Source organism: Tibeticola sediminis, assembly GCF_003843835.1.
Classification (GTDB): Bacteria; Pseudomonadota; Gammaproteobacteria; order Burkholderiales; family Burkholderiaceae_C; genus Tibeticola; species Tibeticola sediminis.
The window spans coordinates 316461-341632 of record NZ_RKQL01000001.1; the positions used below are offsets into that span (position 1 = coordinate 316461).

Annotated in this window: 19 protein-coding genes, 5 tRNA genes and 2 pseudogenes; 14 read left to right on the top strand and 12 right to left on the bottom strand. The window is 67.9% G+C overall.

Annotation, left to right across the window (positions count from 1 at the left end; translation table 11 throughout):
• Nucleotides 1-30: 30 nt before the first annotated feature.
• From EDC62_RS01540 to mltB, 3 genes are read left to right on the top strand one after another with little or no spacing between them, the layout of a single operon-like run.
• Nucleotides 31-1119 (top strand): DUF58 domain-containing protein, encoded by a 1089-nt coding sequence (locus EDC62_RS01540; RefSeq protein ID WP_124219693.1) that lies wholly within the window; start codon nucleotides 31-33, stop codon nucleotides 1117-1119.
• A complete protein-coding gene (locus tag EDC62_RS01545; protein WP_124219696.1) occupies nucleotides 1116-3233 on the top strand; it encodes a transglutaminase TgpA family protein in 2118 nt (705 codons plus the stop codon). Before EDC62_RS01540 ends, EDC62_RS01545 begins: the two co-directional genes overlap by 4 nt.
• Nucleotides 3230-4387, top strand: coding sequence for a lytic murein transglycosylase B (gene mltB / locus EDC62_RS01550; protein WP_425469936.1), 1158 nt, complete (start codon nucleotides 3230-3232; stop codon nucleotides 4385-4387). Before EDC62_RS01545 ends, mltB begins: the two co-directional genes overlap by 4 nt.
• Here mltB and EDC62_RS01555 read toward each other — a convergent pair whose 3' ends face one another.
• The 3 genes from EDC62_RS01555 to surE are packed head-to-tail and all read right to left on the bottom strand — an operon-like array spanning nucleotide 4388 to nucleotide 6955.
• Entirely contained in the window at nucleotides 4388-5317 is a 930-nt protein-coding gene (locus EDC62_RS01555; RefSeq protein ID WP_124219698.1) for a peptidoglycan DD-metalloendopeptidase family protein, read from the bottom strand.
• Between the two features lie 25 nt (nucleotides 5318-5342).
• Nucleotides 5343-6161, bottom strand: coding sequence for a protein-L-isoaspartate(D-aspartate) O-methyltransferase (locus EDC62_RS01560; RefSeq protein WP_124219701.1), 819 nt, complete (start codon nucleotides 6159-6161; stop codon nucleotides 5343-5345).
• Nucleotides 6158-6955, bottom strand: coding sequence for a 5'/3'-nucleotidase SurE (surE, locus tag EDC62_RS01565; protein ID WP_124221070.1), 798 nt, complete (start codon nucleotides 6953-6955; stop codon nucleotides 6158-6160). The genes EDC62_RS01560 and surE overlap by 4 nt, the downstream gene beginning before the upstream one ends.
• A gap of 171 nt (nucleotides 6956-7126) precedes the next feature.
• Here surE and EDC62_RS01570 point away from each other — a divergent pair, with 171 nt between their 5' ends.
• Entirely contained in the window at nucleotides 7127-8101 is a 975-nt protein-coding gene (locus tag EDC62_RS01570; protein ID WP_124219704.1) for an NADPH:quinone oxidoreductase family protein, read from the top strand.
• A gap of 27 nt (nucleotides 8102-8128) precedes the next feature.
• Here EDC62_RS01570 and EDC62_RS01575 read toward each other — a convergent pair whose 3' ends face one another.
• From EDC62_RS01575 to polA, 3 genes are all read right to left on the bottom strand, one after another.
• Nucleotides 8129-8920 carry a ZIP family metal transporter gene (locus EDC62_RS01575; protein ID WP_124221072.1) on the bottom strand — a complete coding sequence of 264 codons (792 nt, stop codon included), beginning with the start codon at nucleotides 8918-8920 and terminating at the stop codon, nucleotides 8129-8131.
• 97 nt (nucleotides 8921-9017) lie between these two features.
• A complete protein-coding gene (locus EDC62_RS01580; protein WP_124219706.1) occupies nucleotides 9018-9923 on the bottom strand; it encodes a dienelactone hydrolase family protein in 906 nt (301 codons plus the stop codon).
• Nucleotides 9924-10060: 137 nt separating this feature from the next.
• Complete coding sequence (gene polA, locus EDC62_RS01585) at nucleotides 10061-12838, bottom strand: DNA polymerase I (RefSeq protein WP_124219708.1); 2778 nt, start codon at nucleotides 12836-12838, stop codon at nucleotides 10061-10063.
• Nucleotides 12839-13013: 175 nt separating this feature from the next.
• Between polA and EDC62_RS01590 the strand changes: the two genes are divergently transcribed.
• Together EDC62_RS01590 and EDC62_RS01595 are read left to right on the top strand one after the other, a co-directional pair.
• The gene (locus EDC62_RS01590; RefSeq protein WP_124219711.1) at nucleotides 13014-13985 is read left to right on the top strand and encodes a homoserine kinase; all 972 of its coding nucleotides are present in this window, start codon (nucleotides 13014-13016) and stop codon (nucleotides 13983-13985) included.
• Nucleotides 13982-14761, top strand: a complete 780-nt coding sequence (locus EDC62_RS01595) for a BPSS1780 family membrane protein (protein WP_124219713.1) — start codon at nucleotides 13982-13984, stop codon at nucleotides 14759-14761. The genes EDC62_RS01590 and EDC62_RS01595 overlap by 4 nt, the downstream gene beginning before the upstream one ends.
• Here the strand turns inward: EDC62_RS01595 and merR are convergent.
• The gene (merR, locus tag EDC62_RS01600) at nucleotides 14715-15209 is read right to left on the bottom strand and encodes a mercury resistance transcriptional regulator MerR (RefSeq protein ID WP_124219716.1); all 495 of its coding nucleotides are present in this window, start codon (nucleotides 15207-15209) and stop codon (nucleotides 14715-14717) included. The genes EDC62_RS01595 and merR overlap by 47 nt on opposite strands.
• Before the next feature lie 77 nt (nucleotides 15210-15286).
• On the opposite strand from merR, the gene merT reads away from it, so the two are divergent.
• Both merT and merA read left to right on the top strand, forming a co-directional pair.
• Nucleotides 15287-15640 (top strand): mercuric ion transporter MerT, encoded by a 354-nt coding sequence (gene merT / locus EDC62_RS01605; protein ID WP_124219719.1) that lies wholly within the window; start codon nucleotides 15287-15289, stop codon nucleotides 15638-15640.
• Nucleotides 15641-15730: 90 nt separating this feature from the next.
• Nucleotides 15731-17421, top strand: a pseudogene (gene merA, locus EDC62_RS01615) (mercury(II) reductase).
• Nucleotides 17422-17430: 9 nt separating this feature from the next.
• On the opposite strand, the gene EDC62_RS01620 reads toward merA, so the two are convergent.
• Nucleotides 17431-19839, bottom strand: a complete 2409-nt coding sequence (locus EDC62_RS01620) for a UvrD-helicase domain-containing protein (protein WP_211330891.1) — start codon at nucleotides 19837-19839, stop codon at nucleotides 17431-17433.
• 25 nt (nucleotides 19840-19864) lie between these two features.
• On the opposite strand from EDC62_RS01620, the gene EDC62_RS01625 reads away from it, so the two are divergent.
• The 3 genes from EDC62_RS01625 to EDC62_RS01635 all read left to right on the top strand — a co-directional run bounded on the left by EDC62_RS01625 (nucleotide 19865) and on the right by EDC62_RS01635 (nucleotide 22797).
• Entirely contained in the window at nucleotides 19865-20650 is a 786-nt protein-coding gene (locus EDC62_RS01625; RefSeq protein ID WP_245968707.1) for a hypothetical protein, read from the top strand.
• A 47-nt stretch (nucleotides 20651-20697) separates the two neighbouring features.
• Nucleotides 20698-21687, top strand: a complete 990-nt coding sequence (locus EDC62_RS01630) for a CAP domain-containing protein (RefSeq protein ID WP_124219729.1) — start codon at nucleotides 20698-20700, stop codon at nucleotides 21685-21687.
• A 132-nt stretch (nucleotides 21688-21819) separates the two neighbouring features.
• Nucleotides 21820-22797: a GMP reductase gene (locus EDC62_RS01635; protein WP_124219732.1), complete on the top strand. Its 978-nt coding sequence runs from the start codon at nucleotides 21820-21822 to the stop codon at nucleotides 22795-22797.
• A 69-nt stretch (nucleotides 22798-22866) separates the two neighbouring features.
• Here the strand turns inward: EDC62_RS01635 and EDC62_RS01640 are convergent.
• Nucleotides 22867-23443: pseudogene (locus EDC62_RS01640) on the bottom strand (hypothetical protein).
• A 112-nt stretch (nucleotides 23444-23555) separates the two neighbouring features.
• Between EDC62_RS01640 and EDC62_RS01645 the strand changes: the two are divergent.
• The 3 genes from EDC62_RS01645 to EDC62_RS01655 all read left to right on the top strand — a co-directional run bounded on the left by EDC62_RS01645 (nucleotide 23556) and on the right by EDC62_RS01655 (nucleotide 24661).
• Entirely contained in the window at nucleotides 23556-24425 is an 870-nt protein-coding gene (locus tag EDC62_RS01645) for an NAD(P)-dependent oxidoreductase (RefSeq protein WP_124219735.1), read from the top strand.
• Between the two features lie 78 nt (nucleotides 24426-24503).
• Nucleotides 24504-24579 (top strand) — tRNA-Ala (locus EDC62_RS01650).
• 6 nt (nucleotides 24580-24585) lie between these two features.
• Nucleotides 24586-24661, top strand: a tRNA-Lys gene (locus tag EDC62_RS01655).
• Between the two features lie 83 nt (nucleotides 24662-24744).
• Here EDC62_RS01655 and EDC62_RS01660 read toward each other — a convergent pair.
• The 3 genes from EDC62_RS01660 to EDC62_RS01670 form a co-directional block, all read right to left on the bottom strand.
• Nucleotides 24745-24833 (bottom strand) — tRNA-Leu (locus tag EDC62_RS01660).
• A gap of 75 nt (nucleotides 24834-24908) precedes the next feature.
• Nucleotides 24909-24982, bottom strand: a tRNA-Cys gene (locus tag EDC62_RS01665).
• Between the two features lie 67 nt (nucleotides 24983-25049).
• Nucleotides 25050-25125, bottom strand: a tRNA-Gly gene (locus EDC62_RS01670).
• Between the last annotated feature and the right edge of the window lie 47 nt (nucleotides 25126-25172).

Below are 25172 nucleotides of genomic sequence, written 5' to 3' on the forward strand. Positions count from 1 at the left end.
TGGGCGCGCCCACCTGCCGGATTTAGGCTGATGACAGAAAGAACAGCAAGAGCCCTCGGCCGTTCCCACGCGCGCGCGGCGACGATCGACCGACCGCGCAGCCGATGGCCGGTGCAGGGCCGGATCGGGCGCGCGGTGCTCGCAGGCTCGCGGCTGCGCGCGCGATGGCAGCGCTGGATGGCCGCGCGTCACGAAGCGCGAGAGGACGTGACCCTCGACCACCGCACGGTTTACATCCTGCCGACCGGGGCGGGGTGGATGTTGGCGGCCACGCTGCTGGTGCTGCTCGTGGCCTCGATCAACTATCAGCTCAACCTGGGCTATCTGCTGACCTTTTTGCTCGCGGGCAGCGCGCTCGCCGCCATGCATGTCGGCCACGCCAACCTGCGCGGCCTGCGCCTGCGCCTGGGTCCGTCGCCGCGCTGCTTTGCAGGAGCGGCGGCGCCGCTCGTGGTCGCTCTGGGCGAAGCCGACGGCCGCGCGCGCTGGGCACTGGCCGTGCGCACGGTCCAAGCGCCCGAGGGCTGGGCCTACGCCGATGTGCCCGCGCAAGGGCAAGCCAGCGTGGAACTGGCATGGACACCGGCGCAGCGCGGTCGGCAAACGCCGCCCCTCGTGATCGTGCAGTCCTTGTTTCCGCTCGGCAGCTTTCGGGTTTGGACGGTCTGGCAGCCGCTGCGGCCGGTGCTGGTGTATCCCGCCCCGGAGCCGGCCGCGCCCCCGCTGCCGCACCCAGACACCGAGCCCTTTTCGGACCTGGCGCGCAGCACGCGCGCGATGGCGCTGTCGGAGGAGTTCCACGGCCTGCGGCCCTGGCGACCGAGCGACGGGCTGCGCGGCGTGGCCTGGAAGAAGTTCGCCCGCAGCGGCGAGTTGCTCACTCGGGATGCCTCCGGCGCGGCGTCGGCTCCGCTGTGGCTCGATCTGGTGCAGACCGGGCTGCGGGACCGGGAGGCAGCGCTGTCCCGGCTCTGCGCCTGGGTGCTGGCCGCCGATCGGCTGGGGTTGCGGTATGGCCTGCGGCTCGGCGAGCTGCGGCTGGCGCCCGACAGGGGCGCGGCGCACTGCGACGCCTGCCTCAGCGCGCTGGCGCTCTATCCGCGGGAGCCGGGCGCATGAGCGCCGCACAGGACCACGCCCAAGAGGCCGGTGCGCGCCGGCCTCGAAGCCTCGGGTTCCGGCCCCGAGCGGCGACGCTGCCGCGCGAAACCCGCGACACGCTGTTTTTGCTGTTCGTGATCGCGGCGGTGATCGCACCGCATCTGCCGCACATTCCGCTCTGGGCCGGCGCGGCGGCGGCCGCGGCCCTGGCCTGGCGCGCTGGGCTCGCCTGGATGCAGCGCCCTTTGCCCTCCCGCGGCTGGCTGATCGCCCTCACCGCAGGCGTCGCCGCGCTCACCGTCTACAGCCAGGGGACTTTGCTCGGGCGCGATGCGGGGCTGAGCTTGATCGTCGTGATGTTGGCGCTCAAAACGCTGGAGCTGCGGGCCCGACGCGACGCCATGGTGGTGTTTTTCCTCGGCTTCTTTACGCTGCTCACGCACTTCTTCTATTCGCAGTCGCTGGGTACGGCCGCGGCCATCGTGCTGGCGCTCTGGGGGCTGCTCACCGCTTTGGTGAATGCGCACCTGCCGCTGGGGCGACCTTCGCTGAAGATGGCGGCTGCGATGGCACTCAAGCTCACCCTCTGGGGCACGCCGGTGATGCTGGCGCTTTTCGTGCTGTTTCCGCGCGTGGCGCCGCTCTGGGGGCTGCCAGCGGACGCCGAACGCGCGCGCAGCGGCCTGTCGGCGAGTATGGACGTCGGCAACATCGCCCAACTGGTGCTCGACGACACACTGGTGATGCGGGTGCGCTTCGACGGGCCCGCGCCCGCCCAGCCCTTGCTGTATTTCCGCGGGCCGGTGCTCAGCGCCTACGACGGCCGCACCTGGCGGCCGACCCCCGTGCCGGAGCGTGCGGATGCCGAGCGCAGCGGCTCGCTGGTGCAGCCACTGGGGGCACCGACCGGGTATGAAGTCACGCTCGAGCCCACGCGCCAGCCCTGGCTGTTCGCACTCGAGTTTCCGCTGGTGCTGCCGCAGCTGCCGGGGCTGCTCACCCGCCGCACCGCGGACCAGCAGTGGCTGGCCGAGCGACCGATCCAAGAGCGCCAGCGTTATCGGGTCGTGAGCCACCTCGAACACCGCCTGGGGCCTTCCACGGCGCAAGGCCATGAACGGATCGCCCTGCGAGAGGCGGTCGACCTGCCGCCGGGCTACAACCCTCGAACGCTGGAGCTTGCTGCCGAGCTGTTGCGCGATCCTGCGGTGCGCGCAGCCGGCGCGCGTGGGGCGGTGGATGCCGCCCTCGATCGCCTGCGCCGGGGCGGCTACCGTTACACGCTCGAGCCCCGGCCGGCCGGTGTGCATGCAGCCGATGCGTTCTGGTTCGACACGCGGGAGGGATTTTGCGAGCACATCGCGTCGGCCTTCGTCGTCCTGATGCGAGGCATGGACGTACCGGCGCGCGTGGTCACGGGCTACCAAGGGGGCACGTTCAACTCGGTCGATGGCGTGCTCCAGGTTCGCCAGAGCGACGCCCACGCCTGGGCCGAGGTTTGGATCGAAGGCGAGGGCTGGCTCCGCGTCGATCCCACGGCTGCGGTGGCGCCCAGCCGCATCGGCAGCTTCCAGCGTCTGGCGCTACCCGCCGGAGCGGTCGAGAGCACGCTGCTGCGCTTGAGCCCCACCCTGCTGCAGCGCCTGCGCGACGGCTGGCGTGCGCTCGACCATGCGTGGAACCAGTGGGTGCTGGACTACACGCCGCAACGGCAGTTCGATCTTTTGCGCCGATTCGGCATCCGCGAACCCGACAGCCGCGACCTGGGCGTCGCTCTGGCCGTGGTGGCGACGGTCGCCGCAGCGGCGACGGCTTGGGCGGGCGCCCGTCCGTGGCGCCGACGCGATCCGTGGCTGGCCACGCTCGAAGCCTGCCGCCGACGGCTGCGTCGAATGGGCTACGCGGTGCCGCCGCAAGCCACACCCCGCGCGTTGATCCAAACGCTGCAAACGAAAGCCATCGAGCATCCTGCGCAGCGCGAGGCGGCCCTGCGCCTCTGCGCCGCGCTCGAAGCGCTGGAACGCGAGCGCTACGCACCAGCCATGCCCGAGCCCGGCGCGGCACGGGCCCACGCGCGCTCCAATCTTCGGCACGCACTCGCGCAGTTCGGCCGCCCCGGATTCAGACCATGACCGATCGTTTCAAAAATGCAATAATTTTGATAGCAATGATCGCCCAATTTTCGCCGGCTTTCGCGAAAAAACACCCCAAAAAGCCCACAGCGACGGCGATCACGGTCCGTGAGGAGCGGCTGGCGACGGCGGCGACGATGTACGCGCATCGGCCCGAAGCAATGGCGTTCGCCGACGATCTGGCCGAGCGCCGCGACCTCGACCGCGAGGCCGTGCGCGCGGCCATCGCCCAGGCCCGGCGGTTGCCGCAGGTCGAACGTCTGATCCTGCCGCCCCCCACCGCCCAGGCGAAGAACTGGCGGGCTTACCGGGCACGTTTCATCGAGCCGGTGCGCGTGGCCGCGGGCTTGCGCTTTTGGCGCGCCCATGCCGACACCCTCGCGCGGGCCGAGGCCGAGACCGGCGTACCCGCCGAGATCATCGTGGGCATCCTGGGCGTGGAGACGATCTGGGGGCAACAGATGGGAACGTTTCGGGTCATCGATACGCTGGCAACCCTGGCCTTCGACTTCCCTGCCGCACACCCACGCGCCACCGCGCGGCAAGCGTTTTTCCGCGACGAACTCGAGCAGTTCCTGACCCGCGCGCAACGCACCGGCACCGATCCGCTGCAGCCCCGCGGCAGCTACGCGGGTGCGATGGGGATGCCACAGTTCATGCCTTCGAGCGTCGCCAAGTACGCGGTGGACTTCGACGGCGACGGCACGGTGGATCTGAACACCCCTGCCGACGCGATCGGCTCGGTGGCCCACTATCTGCGGGCCTTTGGCTGGAAGCCGGGCGTGCCCACCCACTTCCAGGTGGAACTGCACGCCACGCCGGCCCAGTTGGATGCCCTGCTCGCTCCCGACATCCTGCCCAGCTTCAGCGCGGCGCGATTGGCCGAACTCGGCGCGACGCCCGAGCCTGCCGCTCAGTCTTACGGCGGGCCGCTGGCGCTGGTGGAGCTGCAAAACGGCGGCGACGCGCCGAGCTACGTGCTCGGCACCGAAAACTTCTACGCCATCACGCGCTACAACTGGAGCAGTTACTACGCGATGGCCGTGATCGAATTGGGCCTCGCGGTGCGCAAGGCCTGGGAAGCGCATGCGCGCAGCACGCAGACGGCAAACGAGCCGGTGGCGACCGCCGCCGAGCCGCGCCGCGAACGCTGATCAGCGCGGCGGCAGATACTTCGCCGGGTCGACCGGCTTGCCCTGACGCCGGATCTCGAAATGGAGCTTGGGCCGATCGGCGTCGCTGGCGCCGAGCTCGGCAATCTTCTGCCCCTTGCGCACCGTCTGGTCTTCCTTCACCAACAGCGTCTGGTTGTGCGCGTAGGCGGTCAGGAAGGTGTTGTTGTGCTTGAGGATGACGAGGTTGCCGTAGCCGCGCAAGCCCGCGCCCGCGTAGACGACCCGGCCATCGGCCGCAGCCACGACCGGATCACCAGGCTTGCCCGCAATGTCGATGCCCTTGTTTTTCTGCTCGTCGAAGCCCGCGATCACCGCGCCGCTCGCGGGCCAGATGAACGAAATGCCCGCATCGGCCGCCGCCGAGGCATCTGGCTTCGCGTCCTCGGGCTTGGATGCGACCGAGCTGGCTGCGGCCGGCGCAGTCGCCGACGCGCTGGACGCCGCTGAGCCCGCCGGGACGGGGCTCACCGTCACGCTGGCCGCACCGATGGGTCGCGTCACCACACCGCTCGCGGCGGGTTCGGCTGCCGCTGGCGAGCCGCCGCTGGTCCCCGACACCGGCGGAATCACCCGCAAGACCTGACCGACCTCGATCTGGTTCGGGTTGTCGAGGTTGTTCCAGCGCGCGAGATCGCGCCAGGACTGCCCGGTCTCGAGCCCGATGCGCATGAGTGTGTCGCCCGGACGCACCGTGTAGTAACCCGGCTTGCCCGCGTTTTCGGCCCCGGGCAGGGGCTTGGCAACCTCAGGCGCCGCGGGGGCGGGGGCCGACGGCGCGGGCAGGCGGCCGGCTGCAAGACCCCGGTCCTCCACGGGCGCCCGTGTGGGCCGGCTCGACGAGCACGCACCCAGCGTCGCCGCCACGAAAACCACCAGGCCGAGGGCCCGCCAACGATGAAATCCAAGCATGCTGTTCATTCCCTGAGGTGCCCGGTCAGGCCAAGCCTGATTTTAGGGGCACGAAGTGCACCGCCTCGAGCACCGTGCGCACGAGGCCCTGGGGCCGTTTGTCGATCACCACGAGCGCCTGCGTGCCCTGCGCCGTGACCTCCGGGGCCACCAGCCGCCCGCCCACCGCAAGCTGTTCGATCCAAGCCTGCGGCAGCGCACCCGCGCCAGCGGCCGAAATGATGGCCGAATATGGCGCACCCTGCGCAAAGCCGAGCATCCCGTCGCCCAAAATCAGGTGCACATTGGCCAAGCGCAAGGGCCGCAGGTTCGCCTGTGCCCGTTCGTACAAGCCGCGAATCCGCTCGACGCTGTAGACCTCGCGCGCGATCTGGCTCAGCACCGCGGCCTGATAGCCGCAGCCGGTGCCGATCTCGAGCACACGGCCCAGCGGGCGAATCTCGCCCTCACGCAGCAAGGCCAGCATGCGCGCGACCACGCTGGGCTTGGAGATCGTCTGTGCAAAGCCGATCGGCAAACTGGTGTCCTCATACGCCTGGGCGGCGAGCCCCGTGTCGACGAAGCGGTGTCGCTCCACCTGGGCCATGGCGGCCAACACCGCTTCATCGCGGATCCCCTGCGCGGCAAGTCGCTGCACCATGCGCGCGCGCACCGCGGCGGAATCGAGCCCCAAGCCGCGCACCGGCTCGAGCGTGGCAGGCGTCCGCGCGGGCTGGGCCACGGGGCTCCGCGCCGGCGGCACGGACGCGCTGGCAGCCGTTGCCGCCTTGCCCGCACGCGCGGGCGGCGCTGCCGGAGCAGCCGAATCCAGCCGCGCCGGGAAGCCGGGGCGGCGCGCGCTCATCGGGCGTGGCCTCCGTCGACACCGACAGCCGCTGAGCCCGCGCCGAGGCGCGCTGCGGTCTGCGCCCAGTAGCGCAGGCTTTCGTGGTCCGTGAGATCAACCTTGAGCGGCGTCATCACCACATGGCCCTCAGCGCTGGCGTGGAAATCGGTGCCCTCGCCTTCGTCGAGCGCGGGGCCGGCCGCGCCGATCCAATACATGGTGTCGCCCCGCGGATTCTGCTGGCGAATCACCGGCTCAGCCGCATGGCGTCGGCCCAGACGACACACCTTGAGCGGGCGCATCTCGGCCAGCGGCCGGTTCGGGATGTTGACGTTGAGCAGCCACGGCGCGCCCGAACCGATCCGCGTCGCAGCCAGTCCCAGCACGATCTCGCGCGCCTTGGCCGCCGCGTCCTCGAGATGCGCCCAGCCCTTCTCGACCTGCGAAAACGCAATCGCGGGGATGCCAAACAGGTAGCCCTCCATCGCTGCGCCCACCGTGCCCGAATAAATCGTGTCGTCGCCCATGTTGGCGCCGTTGTTGATGCCGGAAATCACCAGATCGGGCCGCGTCTCGAGCAATCCGGTGAGCGCAATGTGCACGCAGTCCGCCGGCGTGCCATTGACGTAGCGAAAACCGTTGTGCGCGCGGTGCACGTACAGCGGCGAATGCAGCGTGAGCGCATTGGACTTCGCGCTGTTGTTGTGCTCGGGCGCGATGACCTCGACGTGTGCCACGTCTTTGAGCGCTTCAAACAGCGCCACGATGCCCGGGGCCTGAAAGCCGTCGTCGTTGGAAAGCAGGATGTTCATGCGCATGGCGAGGGCTCCGATCGATCGATTGTAGGTGCCGCCAAACCGTCGCTCCCGAGCCCTCGCAGCCCGTCCTGCCGCGCTGACACGGAGGGGACAACCGCCCTTGGGCGCAGACACACTTGATCCCTATCATGCGCGTTCGTCCGATTGACTCGAAGGAATCTGCCCATGCATGCCTGGCTTTGCGAAAACCCCGTCGGTGTCGACGCGCTCGTCTGGAAGGAACTGCCCACGCCCACGCCGGGGCCGGGTGAGGTGCGGATCCGCATCGAGGCGGCGAGCCTGAACTTCCCCGATCTCTTGATCGTGCAGAACAAATATCAGATCAAGCCGCCGCTGCCCTTCGTGCCGGGCGCCGAATATGCCGGCATCGTCGAGGCCGTCGGAGAGGGCGTGACGCAACTGCGTGTGGGGCAACGCGTAGCCTGCTTGAGCGGCACCGGCGGCTTTGCGACCCACACGGTGGCCAAGGCCGCGCTGTGCCTGCCGCTGCCGGCGGAGTTTCCTGCGGTGGATGCGGCCGCGTTCATCATGACCTATGCCACCAGCCACCATGCGCTGATCGACCGCGGGCAACTTCGGGCGGGTGAAACGGTGCTGGTGCTCGGTGCGGCTGGCGGGGTGGGCACCGCAGCGATCCAGATCGCCAAGGTGGCCGGTGCGCGCGTGATCGCTGCGGCTTCGAGCGACGAGAAATGCGCGCTGTGCCAGCGCCTGGGGGCCGATGCCACCGTGAACTACAGCCGCGAAAACCTGCGCGATGCGCTCAAATCGCTCACCGATGGCCAGGGCCCGAACGTGATTTACGACCCCGTGGGCGGCGATCTGGCCGAGCCGGCGTTTCGCTCCATCGCGTGGCGCGGGCGTTACCTGGTGATCGGCTTTGCGGCGGGCCCCATCCCCGCGCTGCCGATGAATTTGCCACTGCTCAAAGGTGCCTCACTCGTCGGGGTGTTCTGGGGAGAGTTCGCGCGGCGCGAGCCGCAGGCCAACGCCGCAATGCTCATGGAACTCGCGCGCTGGTATGGCGAGGGCAAGATCAAGCCCGTGATCGATCAAACCCTGCCGATGCGCGAACTCAAAGCCGCCTACGCCCGCATGGCCTCACGTGCGGTCATGGGCAAGTTGGTGCTGGTGAACTAGGCCAGCAGCGCGCCCGGGTTCCCGAACTCAGTGCGCGTGTGCAAAGCTGCTCAGCAGCGTCACTGCGGCGATGCCCAGCACGAGCCACAGCAGTTGTACCGCGGTCTGCGCGAGGCTAAGGCGCTTTTGCAGTTGCGGAATCAGGTCGGCGAGCGCGACGTAGATGAAGCTGCTGCTGGCGACGACGATGAAGAAGGGCAAAAACTCGGTGAGTGCCCCGACCAGCAGGTAGCCCAGCAGCCCGCCGAGCGCCGTCACCAAGCCCGCCAGCGTCACCTTGAGCAAGGCCATGCGCCGGTCGTTGCCGCCCACGCGCAAGACCGCCAGGTCGCCCATGTGGTGCGGCACCTCATGCGCCAGCACCGCGAGCGCAGTGACCGTGCCCAGCTTCCAATCCGCCAGGAACGCAGAGGCGATCAGCAGTCCGTCGCCGAAGCAGTGCACGCTGTCGCCGGCGATCACGGCCCAACTGCCGCTCGCTTGGGGGGCATGGTCGTGGCCCTGCCCCACGCCATGCGCATGGGCGTGGTCGGCCCCGTGGTGATGTTCATGCCCGTGGTGCCAGAGTTCAGCCTTGTCCAGCAGAAAGAAGCCCACCAGACCGACCAGCAGCACGGTAAACAGCGTGTGGGGCTCGATGCCGCTCTCAAACGCCTCGGGCAACAAATGCATGAACGCGGTGGCGAGCAGCGCGCCCGCGGCCAGGCTCAACAGATGCTGCGAATAACGCGCCAGCGCGCCGAAACTCAGCAGTGCCGCGAGCCATACGCTGCCAACACCGGCGATCAGGGTACCCGTCAAAATTGCTATTAATAACATAGTAAACAATGCCCATTTGTCGGCGGCATCGGCGCAAAAGGCCAGTCAATCAACGGGGGAAGGCTTCAGCCATGCCCAAAGCCTACCCATCAGGCCTTCAAGCCACGCCGTGCTTCTGGAACCAGGCGAGCGCCCGCTTCCAGCCGTCTTCCGCTGCTTCCTTGCGGTAGCTCGGTCGGTAGTCGGCATGGAAGGCGTGGGGTGCCTCCGGGTAGACCACGAACTCGCTGGCCCGGGCTGCCGGATTGCGCGAAGCCGCCAACGCCGCCTTCATCTGCTCGATCGTCGCCAGCGGAATACCGGTGTCAGCGCCACCGTACAAGCCCAGCACCGGGCCATGCAATTGGTCCACGACGTCGATCGGATTGCGAGGTGTGAGGGCGGTTCGCTCCCCGACCAGTCGGCCATACCAGGCCACGCCGGCCTTGACCTTGGGGTTGTGCGCGGCAAACAACCATGTCTGCCGCCCGCCCCAGCAAAACCCGGTCACGCCCACGCGCTCGAGGTCACCCCCGTGGGCGCCCGCCCAGGCCACGCAGGCGTCGAGGTCGCCCATGACCTGCGCGTCGGGCACCTTGGAAATCACCTCGGCGATGAGCTTGGCCAACTCGCCGTAGCTTTGCGCGTCGCCCTGACGCACGAACAGTTCCGGCGCCAGCGCCAGATAGCCAGCATGCGCGAAGCGCCGCGCGGTATCGGCGATGTACTCATGGACCCCGAAGATTTCCGAAATGACCAGCACCACCGGCAGGCCGGTCTTGCCCGCAGGCGCGGCGCGGTACACGGGCATCTTGAAGCCGTTGACATCGATGGTGACCTCGCCTTCGGTGAGGCCCTCGGCCGAAGTCTTTATGGCGGTCTGCGCCAGTGCGGGCAAGACGGCAGCGGCATAGCCCACACCGAGCGCGGCTTTGAGCGCGGCGCGGCGGGTGGTGACCCCGCTGTGACCCGGGGTGGCGTCGAGCAAGGCATGGGCGTCCGAGAGTTGGTTGCGGTCGAGCATGGCAGTTTCCTTGAAGGTTGAAGGGGTGACAGTCATCGCTGCGGCGTGCGCACCACCAGTCTATCGACCGGCGGCAAGGTCTGCAGGTCGCCGGGAAATCCGCCGGACCGCGCCCGAGTGCGCAGGCGCTCAGCCTCTCAGTGCGCCTCCTCCCAGTTGGCGCCGACCCCGATCTCCGCGACCAGCGGCACGCGCAGTTCGGCGACGCCCGCCATGAGCCGCGGAATCTCGCTGCGCAGCCAATCCACCTCGTCTTCGGGCAGCTCGAACACCAGTTCGTCGTGCACCTGCATGATCATCAGCGTGCCACGCGCGCGCGCATCGAGCGCCTGCTGCACCGCCACCATGGCTTTCTTGATGAGGTCGGCCGCGGTGCCCTGCATGGGCGCGTTGATGGCGGCGCGCTCGGCGGCGCCGCGGCGCGGGCCGTTGGGGGAGTTGATCTCGGGCAGGTAGAGCCGCCGGCCAAAGACGGTTTCCACATAGCCCTGCGCCTTCGCCTGCGCGCGGGTCTCGTCCATGTAGCGCTTGACGCCGGGATAGCGCTGGAAATAGCGGTCGATCCAGGCCTTGGCGGCGCTGTTGTCGATGCCCAGATTCTTCGCCAGGCCATAACTGCTCATGCCGTAGATGAGGCCGAAGTTGATGACTTTGGCATAGCGACGCTGCTCGGGCGTGACCTGATCGGGTGCGACGCCAAACACTTCGGCGGCGGTCGCGCGGTGCACGTCGAGCCCTTGGCGGAAGGCGGCGAGCAGCGCTTCGTCGCCCGAGAGGTGCGCCATGATGCGCAGCTCGATCTGGCTGTAGTCGGCACTGGCGATGCGCCGGCCCGGCGGCGCGATAAAGGCTTCGCGGATGCGCCGGCCCTCAGGCGTGCGCACGGGGATGTTTTGCAGATTCGGGTCGTTGCTCGAAAGCCGCCCGGTCACCGCCACCGCCTGCGCGTAGTGGGTGTGCACGCGCCCGGTGCGCGGGTCGGCCATCTGGGCGAGCTTGTCGGTGTAGGTGCCCTTGAGCTTGGAGAGGCTGCGCCACTCGAGCACCTTGGCCGGCAGTGGATAGTCTTCGGCCAGCTTTTCGAGCACTTCCTCGTCGGTGCTGCGCGCGCCGGTGGCGGTTTTCTTGACCGACGGCAGGCCCAGCTTGTCGAAGAAGATCTCGCCCAGTTGCTTGGGGCTGCCGAGGTTGAACGGCTGGCCGGCCAGGGCATAGGCCTCTTGCTCGATGGCGTGCAGCCGCTCGCCCAGCTCGTGACTGAGGCGGGCGAGCACCTGCGCATCGATCAGCACGCCGTTGCGCTCCATGCGAAACAGCACCTCGCTGGTGGCCATCTCTAGCGCGTAAATGTCCGCGAGCTTGGGCTCCGCCTCCAACCGCGGCGCCAAAACCCGGTGCACCATGAGGCACAGCGCCGAGTCCTCGCAGGAATAAGCCGCTGCGCGGTCCACCGCCACCTGCGCAAACGGAATCTGGCGCGCGCCCTTGCCCGCCACCTCTTCGTAACTGATGCTCTTGAGGCCCAGATGCCGCTCGGCGAGACTGCCCAGGTTGTGCGGCCGGTGCACCTCGAGCACATAGCTCTGCAGCATGGTGTCGTGCGCGTAGCCACGCACCTCGATGCCGTGGTTGGCGAACACGTGCCGGTCGTACTTCACATGCTGCCCCAACTTGGGCGCGCGTGGGTCCTCGAGCCAGGGCCGCAGCCGATCGAGCACCTGCGCCAGCGGCAACTGCTGCGGCGCGTCCGGCCCCTCGTGCGCCAGCGGGATGTAGGCCGCCGCTTCCGGTTCGACGCAAAAGCTGATGCCGACGATGCGCGCCTGCATCTCGTCGAGCGAGGTCGTTTCCGTGTCGAGCGCGGCCAGCGGTGCCGAACGCAGACGCTCGAGCCAGCGGTCCAAGCGGTCCCAGTCGAGGATGATTTCGTCCTCGCGGCCGGCTCGGTGCTGCACCTGCAGCGACGCGGGCCGGTCAGCGTCCGCAAACAAGTCGCCGTTGCGCGCCGTCGCTGCTGGTGGCGGAGCCTGGCCCGCATCGAGTGCGCGCGCGAGGCTGCGAAAACCATAGCGCTCGTAAAACTGGCGCAAGCCCGCGCGATCGGCCTCGCCCGGGCGCAGCGCCTCGAGCGCGGGAAAGCCGGGAATCCACGGGCTCAGGTCGCAATCGGTGCGAATGCGCAGCAGTTCGCGCCCCTGCGGCAACCACGACAGCGCGCGGCGCAGGTTTTCACCGACCACTCCTTTGATCTCGTCTGCGTGCGCGATCACGCCGTCGAGCGAGCCATAGGCCTGCAACCACTTGGCCGCCGTCTTGGGGCCGACTTTCTCCACCCCCGGCACGTTGTCGATGGCGTCGCCCACGAGCGCCTGGAAGTCGAGCATGCGCTCGGGCGGCACGCCGAACTCCGCTTCGACGCCGGCGCGGTCACGGGTTTTGCCGCTCATCGTGTCGATGATGGTGATGTCGTCGTTGACGAGCTGAGCGAGGTCTTTGTCGCCGCTGGAGACGATCACCGCCAGCCCCTGGCGGGCCCCGGTCACGGCCAAGGTGCCGATGACGTCGTCGGCCTCGACGCCGGGCACCTCGAGCACGGGCCAGCCCAGCAGCCGAACCACCTCGTGAATCGGCTCGATCTGCGCGGCCAGCGACTCGGGCATGGGCGGACGATGCGCCTTGTAGTCCGCATACAGCTCGTCCCGGAAGGTCGGCCCTTTGGCGTCGAAGACACAGGCGACGTAATCGGGGTTGACCTCGCGCCGCAGCTTCTCGAGCATGTTGATCATGCCGCGAATCGCGCCCGTCGGGGCGCTGTTGGGGTCGTTCGGGTCGGCGCGCAGGTCCGGCATGGCGTGATAGGCGCGGTAGAGATAGCTCGACCCGTCGATCAGCAGCAGGATCTTCTTTTCGTTCATGGGACTATTGTGCACGCCCCGTTTCGACCCGCGGCATCGGCCCGCGACCGGCGCAACGCCAGGGACCGCGCCAGGGCCAAGAGCGCTCGAGCCCTACAATGAAGCGCCCCGCGGCTGCATGTGCCACGCTTGGCACCCCGCCCCGCTCACCCGTCACCGCCCGACCCGACTGTTCATGGCCGTTTTCACGCCCGTTCCCTTCGACACCGCCCGAAATTTGTTGCTGCGCCTCGGCCTGGGCGAATTGCAGAACCTCGAAGGCATCGAGGGGGGCATCGAGAACACCAACTACTTCGCCACCACCGACCAGGGGGCCTGGGTGCTGACGCTGTTCGAGCGCCTCACGGCCGAGCAGCTGCCGTTTTATCTGCGGCTGATGAAACACCTCGCGCAGCGCGGCATTCCCGTGCCCGAACCCGCCGCCGATGCCCGCGGGCAATTGCTGCACAGTGTCTGCGGCAAGCCCGCAGCCGTGGTCAACCGCCTGGCCGGCAAAAGCGTGCTGGTACCCGAGCCGCAGCACTGCGCCGCGGTCGGCGACATGCTCGCGCGCATGCACCTGGCCGGGCGCGACTTCGAGCTGCGCCAACCCAACCTGCGCGGACTGCCCTGGTGGAACGAGACCGCCCCGCTGGTGCTGCCGCACCTCGATGAAGCGCAGGCCGCGCTGCTGCGCGAGGAACTCGCCTACCAGAACCACATCGCCGCGAGCAGCCGCTACGCCGCCCTGCCCCGCGGCCCGATTCACGCCGATCTATTCCGCGACAACGTGCTGTTCGATGGTGATCGCTTGAGCGGCTTCTTCGACTTTTACTTTGCCGGTGTGGACACCTGGCTGTTCGACCTTGCCGTCTGCCTCAACGACTGGGCCATTGACTGGCACGCGGGCCGGCACGATCCGCTTCGCGCTGCGGCCATGCTCGACGCCTACCAGGCGGTGCGCCCGCTCGAAGCCGCCGAGCGCCAACTGCTGCCCGCCATGCTGCGCGCCGGCGCGCTGCGGTTTTGGATCTCGCGGCTTTGGGACTGGTACCTGCCGCGCGAAGCCCGCATGCTCAAACCCCATGACCCCGCCCACTTCGAGCGCGTGCTGCGCGAGCGCGCGACCCACCCCGCCTTCATCCTGAGCGAGTCCGCCACCGCATGAAACTCCAACTCGTCCCCGCCCGCAGCGGCCTAGCCTGGGTTCGCGAGGGCTTGCGCACCTTCTGGCGCCAGCCGCTGGCCTTCGTCGGGCTGTTCTTCATGTTCATGGCGGTGGTCTCGGTCGCCACCATGCTGCCTTGGATCGGGCTGCCGCTCGCCCTGGTGCTGCTGCCCGCACTCACGCTCGGCATGATGGCCGCCACGCGCGAGGCGGTGGCGGGGCGCTTCCCCATGCCCTGGGTGCTGTTCACCGCGTTTCGAGAAGGAAAGGCGCGCACCATCGCCATGTTGCAGCTCGGCGCACTCTATGCGGCGGGGTTTTTCGGCGTCATGGGCTTCTCGGCCCTGTTCGATGGTGGCAAGTTCGCCCAGGTGTACCTGCTCGGCGGCTCGCTCACGCCCGAGCTGATGAACGCTCCAGGCTTCCAAGCCGCCACTTGGGCCGCCACCGCGGCCTACCTGCCCTTGTCGATGATGTTCTGGCACGCGCCCGCGCTCGTGCACTGGCATGGCGTGGCACCCGTGAAAAGCCTCTTTTTCAGCTTCGTCGCCTGCGCGCGCAACTTCAAGGCATTCTTCCTCTACACCCTCGGCTGGCTCGCCGTGTTCATCGGCGCGGGCGTCCTCGCCATGCTGATCTCCGCCCTGTTCGGCAACCCCGGCATCGCCACCGTGGCGCTCGTCCCTGCCGCCCTCATGATGGCCGCGATGTTCTTCACCTCCATGTGGTTCACGGTGCGGGATTGTTTTCTGGATGAGGCGGCGGGCTCGGTCTGACGTCAACTTCCCGGAGCTCATGTGATGGCTGGCCATCGACTGCGCCCTCTTGCAGCGCCTCGATCAGAGGGCAGCAGACGGTGCCTGCGGAGCTTTGGCAGGCGTGCAGCAGGCGTGAGAGCACCGCCTCCATGCGCTGCAGGTCCGCGAGGCGTTCGCGCACGTCGCGCAGTTTCTGCGCGGCCAGGAGGCTGGCTTCGGCGCAATGCGTGCCGTCTTCGAGCCGCAGCAGCTCCGCCACCTCGTCGAGGCTGAAACCGAGACGCTGCGCCGCTTTGATGAAGCGCAGCCGGCCCAGCGCAGGCGCGCCGTAGCGCCGGATCCGGCCCTCCGTGCGCTCGGGCGCACGCAGCAGGCCGCGGCGCTGGTAGAAGCGAATGGTTTCCACGTTCACCCCGGCTGCCTGCGCCAGCGCGCCGATGGTCATGGGCTCGAAAGGGTCTTTCATGAGGGGGGGGTTGACTCCGTACTTCACTACGGACGGAAGCTTACGCGTTCAACCCCACTGTTGACGGAGATGTCGCGATGGACGAACCCAAACGATCCCCAGGCGGAGCACTGCTGGCCGCCGGCCTCGCCGCGATCCTCGCTTCGAGCTGCTGCCTCGGGCCGCTGGTGTTGCTGGCGCTGGGCTTCAGCGGCGCCTGGATCGGCAACCTCACGGTGCTGGAGCCTTACCGCCCGTTGTTCATCGCAGCCGCCTTGCTAGCGCTGGCCCTGGCGGCACGGCGACTGTTTCGCCCCGCGACTGCGTGCGAGCCGGGTGCCGTCTGCGCCGTGCCGGCGGTGCGGCTGCGCTACCGCTTGCTGTTCTGGATCGTCGCTGCGCTGGTGTTGGTGGCGCTGGGCTTTCCCTATCTGGCGCCCTTGTTTTATTGACACCGAGGAGTTCCGCTCATGAAAACCAAGTCTCTGCGACTCGCAGCCTTCCTCCTGCTCGGCGCGCTCGCCACAGGCGCCCATGCAGCGGTGCAAACCGTGACCCTCTCGGTGCCGGGGATGAACTGCCCCGTCTGTCCCATCACGGTCAAAAAGGCGCTCACCAAGGTCGAGGGCGTGCAGCAGGTGAACGTCAGCCTCGAAAAGCGCGAGGCCATCGTTCGCTTCGACGACACCAAGGCCAGCGTAGACGCCCTGATGGACGCCACCGAGGCTGCCGGTTATCCCTCGAGCGTCAAGAAATGACCATCCGCCCCATCCCCGCCGCATCTGCCCAGCAGCCGCAGGCCGGCCTGCATGCATGCTGCCCAAGCACCGACGGCGACGGCCTGCGCATCGCCATCATCGGCAGCGGCGGTGCGGCGATGGCTGCGGCGCTCAAGGCGGTCGAGCGCGGCGCGCGAGTGACGCTGATCGAGCGGGGCGTCATCGGCGGCACCTGCGTCAATGTCGGCTGCGTGCCGTCGAAGATCATGATCCGTGCCGCGCACATCGCCCACGTGCGCCGCAGCAGCCCGTTCGATGGCGGCATCGGCGCGGCAGTGCCCACCATCGACCGCCGCCAACTGCTGGCCCAACAGCACGCCCGGGTGGAGGCGCTGCGCCACGCGAAGTACGAGAACATCCTGGCGCAAAACCCGGACATCACCGTGCTGCACGGCGAGGCGAGTTTCCTGGATGGCGCGAGCCTGCGGGTGCGTTTGAACGCGGGCGGCGAGCGGGTGGTGGCCTTCGACCGCTGCCTCGTCGCCACCGGCGCAAGCCCCGCGGTGCCAGACATTCCCGGCTTGGCGCAAACACCGTACTGGACGTCCACCGAAGCCTTGGAGAGCGAGTCCATCCCAGAGCACCTGGTCGTGATCGGCTCGTCCGTGGTCGCGCTCGAGCTGGCGCAGGCCTATGCGCGGCTGGGCAGCCGCGTGACGGTGCTGGCACGCCACACCCTGCTCTCGTCCGAGGACCCGGCCATCGGCGCCGCCCTGGCTGATGCCTTCGGCGCCGAGCGCATCGAGGTGCGGACGCACACGAGCCCCTCCGAAGTGGCTTACACCGCGGGGGCCTTCCTGCTGACCACACCGCAGGGCGTGCTGCACGCCGACCGGCTGCTGATCGCCACCGGCCGCAGGCCGAACACGACCCGACTGAACTTGGCCGCGGCGGGCGTTGCGGTGAACGCCGCCGGCGCCATCGTCATCGACCCGAGCATGCGCACCAGCGCCCCGAACATTTACGCCGCGGGTGATTGCACCGATCAGCCGCAATTCGTGTATGTCGCCGCGGCTGCCGGCACGCGCGCAGCCATCCACATGACCGGGGGCGACGCGCGCCTCGATCTGACGGCGCTGCCCGCCGTGGTGTTCACCGACCCGCAGGTGGCCACCGTCGGCCTGTCCGAAGCCGAAGCCCGTCTGCAGGGCATCGACGCCGACAGCCGCACGCTCCCGCTGGATCAAGTGCCGCGGGCGCTGGCCAACTTCGACACGCGCGGCTTCATCAAGCTGGTGGTGGAAGCCCCAAGCGGCCGGCTGATCGGCGTGCAGGCGGTGGCCCCCGAGGCGGGCGAACTGATCCAGACCGCAGCGCTGGCCATCCGCCAACGCATGACCGCGCAGGACCTGGCCGACACGCTCTTCCCCTACCTCACCATGGTCGAGGGGCTCAAGCTCGCGGCACAGACCTTCCGCAAGGACGTGACGCAATTGTCTTGCTGCGCGGGATGAGGCAGCCGATCACACCGGCGTGAGCTTGGCCACCGACAGCGCCAGCCACTTGGTGCCGTGGCGGGTGAACTGCACCTGCGCGCGCGCGTCCGCCCCCGCGCCTTCAATCGCGAGCACCTTGCCTTCGCCGAACTTGTTGTGGAACACCGCCATGCCGACGCGCAAGCCGTGTTCGGGCTCGGACTTGCGCTCGGGCACGGGGCCGGCGCCGAAGTCGGGGGCGCTGAGGCTGCTGCGGCCCCAGGCGGGTTGCGGCGTCGGGTTGCGGCGCGGCGCGGCTTCCCAGGGCATGGCACCGCTGCTGCCCCAGGGCGCGGCGCCGGTGGAGGCGCTGGCGCTGCGTTTCGGGGTGATCCACTTCAGCGCACCCTCGGGCAACTCGTCGAAAAACCGGCTGCGCAGGTTGTAGCGCGTCTGGCCGTGCAGCATGCGGGTTTGCGCATGGCTCAAGTACAGGCGCTTGCGCGCGCGGGTGATGGCGACATACATGAGCCGGCGCTCTTCCTCGAGGCCGTCGCGGTCGCTGGCGGAGTTTTCGTGGGGGAACAGGCCCTCTTCGAGGCCGGTGATGAACACGGCGTCGAATTCCAGGCCTTTGCTCGCATGCACGGTCATGAGCTGTACCGCGTCCTGCCCCGCCTGCGCCTGATTGTCTCCGGCTTCGAGTGCGGCGTGGGTGAGGAAAGCGGCCAGCGGGCTCAAGGTTTCGCCGGTCTCCTGATCGGGCGCGAGCGGCGCATCGAGCACGGGCGCGTCGAGGTCCAGCCCCTGGCTCGCCGGGCTTTGGCCCAACGCCGCCGGGGCTTGCTCGTCGAGCGGCAGGGCGACCGCGTCGCGGCCGAAGCCCTCCTGCATGACGAAGCTCTCGCCGGCGTTGACGAGTTCTTCGAGGTTCTCGATGCGGTCGGCCCCTTCGCGGTCGGCGCGGTAGTGTTCGATGAGCCCGCTGTGCTCGAGCACGAGTTCGATGATTTCGCGCAGCGTGCGGCCCTGCGTTTGCTCGCGCAGCACGTCGATCTTGGCGATGAACGCGCCGAGGTTCGCACCCGCCTTGCCTGGCACGGCGCTGACCGCATCGACCAGCGCGCAGCCGGATTCGCGGGCCAGGTCTTGCAGCTGCTCGATCGTGCGCGCGCCGATGCCGCGCGGCGGAAAGTTCACCACCCGCAAAAAGCTGGTGTCGTCGCGCGGGTTCTCGATCAGGCGCAGATAGGCCAGCGCGTGCTTGATTTCGGCGCGCTCGAAAAAGCGCAGCCCCCCGTAGACCCGGTAGGGGATGCCCGCGTTGACCAGCGCGGTTTCGATCACGCGGCTTTGCGCATTGCTGCGGTAGAGCACGGCGATCTCGTGGCGCGCAAAGCCGTCGTTGCGCACGAGCTGACGCACTTCGTCAACCAGCCATTGCGCCTCTTCGAAATCGCTCGCCGCCTCGAACACCCGCACCGGCTCGCCCGCGCCTTGGGTGGTGCGCAGGTTCTTGCCCAGGCGCGCGGTGTTGTGGCCGATCAGCGCGTTGGCCGAGTCGAGGATGTGGCCGTAGCTGCGGTAGTTCTGCTCGAGCTTGATCTGGTGCCGCACCTGGTATTCGCGCACGAAATCGGCCATGTTGCCCACGCGCGCGCCGCGGAAGGCGTAAATGCTCTGGTCGTCGTCGCCCACCGCCATGATGGCGCCGCCGCCCTCGCCCGGCAGGCCGACGATCATCTTCAGCCACGCATACTGCAGCCGGTTGGTGTCCTGGAACTCATCGACCAGCACATGGCGGAAGCGCCGCCGGTAGTGCTCGCGGATGGCGTCCTGGTCGCGCAGCAACTCGTAGCTGCGCAGCATCAGCTCGCCGAAATCGACCACGCCTTCGCGCTGGCATTGGTCTTCGTAGAGCTGGTAGAGCTCGACCTTTTTGCGCGTGTCCTCGTCGCGCGCGGGCACATCGCCCGGGCGCTGGCCCTCTTCCTTGCAGCCCGAGATGAAGTACTGCAGCTGCTTCGGAGGAAAGCGCTCCTCGTCGACGTTGAACTGCTTGCACAGACGCTTGATGGCGCTGAGCTGGTCTTGGGTGTCGAGGATCTGGAAGGTGGCCGGCAGGTTCACGCTGCGGTGGTGCGCGCGCAGCATGCGGTTGCACAGGCCGTGAAAGGTGCCCATCCACATGCCGCGCACATTGAGCGGCAGCATGGCGGAGAGCCGCGTGAGCATTTCCTTGGCCGCTTTGTTGGTAAAAGTGACGGCCAGGATGCCGCCCGGTGTCACCTGCCCCGTTTGCAGCAGCCACGCGATGCGTGTGGTCAACACCCGGGTCTTGCCCGAACCGGCACCGGCCAGAATCAGCGCATGCTCGGCGGGCAGCGTGACCGCCGCACGCTGTTCAGGGTTGAGGTTGTGCAGCAGCGGACTCGAGGACGCGTTTTCTGGGAACATGCGGGCATTGTAGGAAGACCCAAACATGATGCTCCACCCCTCGATCGCTCCGCGCTCACGCAACAGCCACCCCACCGCCCCGGCCCCAAACACCCGTGCGCGGCGGCGCAGCCGCGTCGCTCTGCTGCTCGCCCTGCCCTTCGCCGTGGCGCAGGCGCAGCCGTCGTCATGCAGCAGCGACGGCCTCGAACCGCCCCCGACGGTTCTGGAGCGTTTCATCAGCGCGGACTGCGCCGAGTGCTGGCGCGACCCGGCGACGCCGTCCGTGGACGGGCGTACATGGGCGCTCGACTGGGTTTTTTCCGGCGCTCAGGGCGAGGACGCGCCGCTTTCCCCCGTGGCGCGTCCTGAAGCGAATGCGCGCGCCCAGGCCGCCGGTCTGCGATCCGGCACCGCAATGCCGCCGCGCTTCGACCGGTTTCAGTCGGTGCTGGCCGCCGAATTTCCCCAAAACCCGCGACGCCTGCGCGTGGCGCAAGGCACGGCGTTCGGCGGCTATGTCGGCGCGTCGATCCGCTACACCCCGGCGCGCGACGCCCTGGCGCCGCTCACCGCGCATCTGGCGCTCATCGAGATCTTTCCTGCCGGAACGGAGGGCAGCCCCGTCGCACGCGCGCTGGTACGCAACGTGTTCACGCCCAACTGGAGCGGGCGAACGGCGGGGCCGCGACCGCGGTGGGTGCGACTCGATGAACTGCGCCCGCTCAACATCCCCGAGGGTGCGCACCCGGCCCGGCTGCGGGTGTTTGGCTGGGTCGAGGACGCCCGGGGTCGCATCATCGACGCCGCGCTCAGCGCTTGCACGCCGTAACGAATGAATCACAAAGGTCGAACCCTGCCACGGCAGAATTGCCCTTCATGAATACCGCACCCCACCAGCTCGCCCGCTCGGCGCTGCGCCGCGCGCTGCTTCTGTTCGGCTGGACCTGGGCCGCGCTGCTCGTCGCTTGCGGCGGGGGCGGCGACGAGGCAGCGCCGGTCCCGCAAAGCCCACAGCCCATCGTCGCAACCAGCGTCGAGGCGGAAGAGCAGGCGGCTTACACCTTGCTGCGCGACGAACGCAGCCGCTGCGGTTTTGGTGCCCCAAGCCCGAACAGCCTGCTGGCCCAGGCCGCGCGCAACCACGCGAACTGGCTCGTCACCAACGACGCCAACAGCCACGAGGAAACGCCGGGAACGCCAGGATTCACCGGCGAGACCGCGCTCGAACGGCTGCAGTACGTGGGCTATCCGGTGCGGGCCGTCGCCGAGTCGATCGGCTGGGGTTCGGTTGCTCCGGTGGCGAACGGGGTGGCCGTGCGCGCGCTGCGCGGCCTGATGGCCGTGCCCTACCATGCGATTGGCGTGGTGGCTTTCAACCTGCCCGAGGTCGGGCTGGCGCTCGGGCCGAGCGACGGCTATTACGCGCCGCTGGTCGTGGAATTGGCAGCCCCCCAGGGGGCGGCTGTCGGCCCCGTCGTCTACCCGCCGAACTCGGTCAAAACCTATCCCTGCGAGGGAACGACTGGGGTGCTGACCCGAACGCTGGCGGAAAACCCCAACCCGATTCCCGGTCGCGATCTGTCGACGAACCCCACGGGCTCGTCCATCATTGTTTCAGTGGCGAGCGGCAACACCCTCACGCTCGGCGCCGGCACGCTCGTGCATGTGGCCAGCGGCCAAACCGTCGAGGTTCTGCCCCCGGTGACGGCATCGAACGACCCCAACCGCCATTTGGCACCCAACACTGGCTTTTACCTGCCCGCCCAGCCGCTCGCGCCCAACAGCCGCTATCAATTCACATTCCGCGGCAGCAATGCAGGCGTGCCGTTCACTCAAAGCTTCACCTACACCACCGGCAGCGACTGAGCCTCCGCGTAGAATCAAGCACCGGGCCCAAGTTTCTTGCGCCCGGTTTTTTGTGCCTGCTGCACGGCACAGCGACCGGACCCAAGCCAAGCGCTCACTCGTTACAACGACCGACCGGAGCTTGGATCAATCATGGAAATCTTCGACTACGACAACATTCTTCTGCTGCCGCGCAAGTGCCGCGTGGAGAGCCGATCGGAATGTGACACCAGCGTTCAATTTGGTCCGCGGCGCTTCCGTCTTCCGGTGGTGCCGGCGAACATGAAGACGGTGGTGGATGAGTCCATCTGCCTGTGGCTGGCGCGTCACGGCTATTTCTACGTGATGCACCGCTTCGACCTCGACAATGTCGCCTTCGTGCGGCGCATGCGTGCCGAAGGACAGTACGCGTCGATTTCGCTCGGCGTCAAAGCGCCCGACTACGCCACGGTGGACCGCCTCGCCGCCGAAGGGCTCATCCCCGAGTACGTCACCATCGACATCGCGCATGGCCATGCCGACAGCGTGCGCAAAATGATCGCCTACCTCAAGGAAAAGCTGCCGCAGACCTTCGTCATCGCCGGCAACGTCGCCACGCCCGAGGCGGTCATCGACCTCGAAACCTGGGGTGCGGATGCAACCAAGGTCGGCGTCGGGCCTGGCAAGGTCTGCATCACCAAGCTCAAAACCGGCTTTGGCACCGGCGGCTGGCAGCTCTCGGCGCTAAAATGGTGCGCACGCGTCGCAACCAAGCCGATCATTGCCGACGGCGGCATCCGCAGCCACGGCGACATCGCCAAGTCGATCCGCTTCGGCGCCACGATGGTCATGATCGGTTCGCTGTTCGCTGGGCACGAAGAGTCGCCGGGGCAAACGGTGGAGGTCGACGGCAAGCTCTACAAAGAGTATTACGGCTCGGCGAGCGACTTCAACAAAGGCGAATACAAGCATGTCGAGGGCAAACGCATCCTCGAGCCGATCAAGGGCAAGTTGGCCGACACGCTGATCGAAATGGAGCAGGACATCCAAAGCTCCATCAGCTACGCCGGCGGCACCCAGCTCATGGACATCCGCAAAGTGAACTACGTCATCCTCGGCGGCGACAACGCGGGCGAGCATTTGCTGATGTGAGCCACACCGATCCCAACAGTCCAGTTTCGGATTCCGGGGCTGATCCCATCGCCAACCGGCGCGACCCCGCTATCGTTCCTGAAGCATCCCCAGCGCCAGGACGTACAGCCGATGCCTCGGCTCCACCAAGGCTTCGAGCGCGCTGAAATGGTTGCGGCCGGGCAGTTCCTCGCACACCGGCACGGCCCGTGCGCCCCAGGCTTCGCGGATCAGCCGGTTCTGCCGGATGAACTCCGCGCTCTCATCCCCGCCGACCACCGCCGCCAGGATTCCCGCGCGCGGCGCTGGCAGCCGAGCTGGGCTCGCCCGCGCCACCTGCACGGGCGTGAGGCGCAGATCGTCTTTCACGAACGGCGTGTGGCGCAAAGGCGCAAGATCGAACACCCCGGAAATCGAGAGCGCGCCAATAACCGCCATGAATGAACACCAGCACCGGCGCCCTGCCCGGCCCTGCGGCCTCGGCCGGTAGGAATACATCCAGCGTTTCGCCCGCGCCCGGGCCATACGGCAGATCGAGCGCGCAGGCCTGCGTGGCCCGCGCCGCGGCGGAATCGGCGGCCCAGCGGGCAAAATGCGCGCCATGGTCGGGCACGAGCGCCCGGTTGTTGTACATGCGGTCGAGCCATTCGGGGTCGGTGCGGGGCATGGGCGTCTCCTCGGAACGAGATTCGATCATCGCACCAGCCGCATTTTTTGAGAAAAACAAGCCGATGCCGGCGTGAACGGGTCATGATGCGCTCTCATTTCAGGAGTCAACAATGAAACTTTGCGTGCTTGGGATCGGCCGCATGGGGCTGCCCATGGCGCGACGGCTGTGCGCGGCGGGGCACACGGTTCAGGTGTGGAACCGCACCCGAGCGAAGGCCGAAGCGCTGGCCGCGGTTGGCGCGCAGGTGCATGACACCCCGGCTGCAGCGGTTGCCGAAGCCGAAGCGGTGGTCTGCCTGCTCGAAGACGGGCCGGTCGTCGCCCAGGTGTTGTTCGAACTGGGCGCCGCAGACGCCATGCCGCCCGGCTCGCTCGTGATCGACATGTCCTCGATCAAGCCGGCGGAGGCCCGCGCGCACGCCGAGCTGCTGGCGCAGCGCGGCGTATCCCATCTGGACGCGCCGGTCTCGGGCGGCACCGTGGGCGCCGAAGCGGGCACGCTCGCCATCATGGTCGGCGGCGATGCGGCCGACTTCGAGCGCGCCGCACCGGTGTTCGCGGCGCTTGGACGCGCCACGCACGTCGGCCCCCACGGTGCAGGGCAGCTCACCAAACTCGCCAACCAGATGATCGTTGGCATCACCATTGGCGCGGTGGCCGAAGCCCTGCTGCTCGCCGAGCGCGGCGGCGCTCACATGGCCAAGGTGCGCGAAGCCATCACGGGCGGCTTCGCCGACAGCCAGGTGCTGCAGGTACATGGCCAGCGCATGGTCGAACGCGATTTTGCGCCGCGCGCCCGCATGACGGTACAACTGAAGGACCTGCGCAACGCGCTCGATACTGCGTCCGCCCTGGGTTTCGATGCCCCGGTCACGGCCTTGTTCGAGCGGCTTTACGCGCAAGCCATCGCCGACGGTTTGGCCGATCTCGACCATGCTGCGCTGTTCGTGGAGCTGGCCCGCCGCAACGGGATGACCTGAGACCAGCCAAACGGACGGCCCAGCGTCGGCCAGGCAAGGCACGGCTTTGGGCGCTGCTATAATGCAAGCCTCGACGGCGGGGGGGTAGCTCAGCTGGGAGAGCGTCGCGTTCGCAATGCGAAGGTCGGGAGTTCGATCCTCCTCCTCTCCACCACCGTTCGGGTTCTTAGCTCAGTTGGTAGAGCAGCGGACTCTTAATCCGTAGGTCGTAGGTTCGAATCCTACAGGACCCACCAATTCAACTCAAAAACAAGCCCGCTCGCAGCGGGCTTTGTTTTTCCTGTGCGTACCCTCCGCTTTCGAAGACGACGCGCTCAGGTGGTGCCTCGAGCCGGAATCGAACCGGCACGACCGGTTAAGGTCTGCGGATTTTAAGTCCGCTGTGTCTACCTGTTCCACCATCGAGGCCAGGCGGCGAATTGTCGCAGAGGATCGCGCCCAAAAAAGAAGCCCCAGCAAGCGTGCAGCGGCTGGGGCTCGGTTTGGAGGCGCGGGCCGGAGTCGAACCGACCTACACGGATTTGCAATCCGGTGCATAACCGCTTTGCTACCGCGCCATGCTCTGACAAAAAAGGGAAGCCAGAGCTTCCCTTTTTCGGAAGACGTTGGAAATCTTCCTCGATCTGGAGCGGGAAACGAGGCTCGAACTCGCGACCTCAACCTTGGCAAGGTTGCGCTCTACCAACTGAGCTATTCCCGCATGAAGCGACGACTTTGAGTGTTTCGCTGTCGTTGCTGCAATAACGA

What these genes read in the sequence shown, in the direction of transcription:
- EDC62_RS01540 (WP_124219693.1), top strand. Translation starts at nt 31, where the DNA reads ATGACAGAAAGAACAGCAAGAGCCCTCGGCCGTTCCCACGCGCGCGCG.
- EDC62_RS01545 (WP_124219696.1), top strand. Translation starts at nt 1,116, where the DNA reads ATGAGCGCCGCACAGGACCACGCCCAAGAGGCCGGTGCGCGCCGGCCT.
- mltB (WP_425469936.1), top strand. Translation starts at nt 3,230, where the DNA reads ATGACCGATCGTTTCAAAAATGCAATAATTTTGATAGCAATGATCGCC.
- EDC62_RS01555 (WP_124219698.1), bottom strand. Translation starts at nt 5,317, where the DNA reads ATGCTTGGATTTCATCGTTGGCGGGCCCTCGGCCTGGTGGTTTTCGTG.
- EDC62_RS01560 (WP_124219701.1), bottom strand. Translation starts at nt 6,161, where the DNA reads ATGAGCGCGCGCCGCCCCGGCTTCCCGGCGCGGCTGGATTCGGCTGCT.
- surE (WP_124221070.1), bottom strand. Translation starts at nt 6,955, where the DNA reads ATGAACATCCTGCTTTCCAACGACGACGGCTTTCAGGCCCCGGGCATC.
- EDC62_RS01570 (WP_124219704.1), top strand. Translation starts at nt 7,127, where the DNA reads ATGCATGCCTGGCTTTGCGAAAACCCCGTCGGTGTCGACGCGCTCGTC.
- EDC62_RS01575 (WP_124221072.1), bottom strand. Translation starts at nt 8,920, where the DNA reads ATGTTATTAATAGCAATTTTGACGGGTACCCTGATCGCCGGTGTTGGC.
- EDC62_RS01580 (WP_124219706.1), bottom strand. Translation starts at nt 9,923, where the DNA reads ATGCTCGACCGCAACCAACTCTCGGACGCCCATGCCTTGCTCGACGCC.
- polA (WP_124219708.1), bottom strand. Translation starts at nt 12,838, where the DNA reads ATGAACGAAAAGAAGATCCTGCTGCTGATCGACGGGTCGAGCTATCTC.
- EDC62_RS01590 (WP_124219711.1), top strand. Translation starts at nt 13,014, where the DNA reads ATGGCCGTTTTCACGCCCGTTCCCTTCGACACCGCCCGAAATTTGTTG.
- EDC62_RS01595 (WP_124219713.1), top strand. Translation starts at nt 13,982, where the DNA reads ATGAAACTCCAACTCGTCCCCGCCCGCAGCGGCCTAGCCTGGGTTCGC.
- merR (WP_124219716.1), bottom strand. Translation starts at nt 15,209, where the DNA reads ATGAAAGACCCTTTCGAGCCCATGACCATCGGCGCGCTGGCGCAGGCA.
- merT (WP_124219719.1), top strand. Translation starts at nt 15,287, where the DNA reads ATGGACGAACCCAAACGATCCCCAGGCGGAGCACTGCTGGCCGCCGGC.
- EDC62_RS01620 (WP_211330891.1), bottom strand. Translation starts at nt 19,839, where the DNA reads ATGTTCCCAGAAAACGCGTCCTCGAGTCCGCTGCTGCACAACCTCAAC.
- EDC62_RS01625 (WP_245968707.1), top strand. Translation starts at nt 19,865, where the DNA reads ATGATGCTCCACCCCTCGATCGCTCCGCGCTCACGCAACAGCCACCCC.
- EDC62_RS01630 (WP_124219729.1), top strand. Translation starts at nt 20,698, where the DNA reads ATGAATACCGCACCCCACCAGCTCGCCCGCTCGGCGCTGCGCCGCGCG.
- EDC62_RS01635 (WP_124219732.1), top strand. Translation starts at nt 21,820, where the DNA reads ATGGAAATCTTCGACTACGACAACATTCTTCTGCTGCCGCGCAAGTGC.
- EDC62_RS01645 (WP_124219735.1), top strand. Translation starts at nt 23,556, where the DNA reads ATGAAACTTTGCGTGCTTGGGATCGGCCGCATGGGGCTGCCCATGGCG.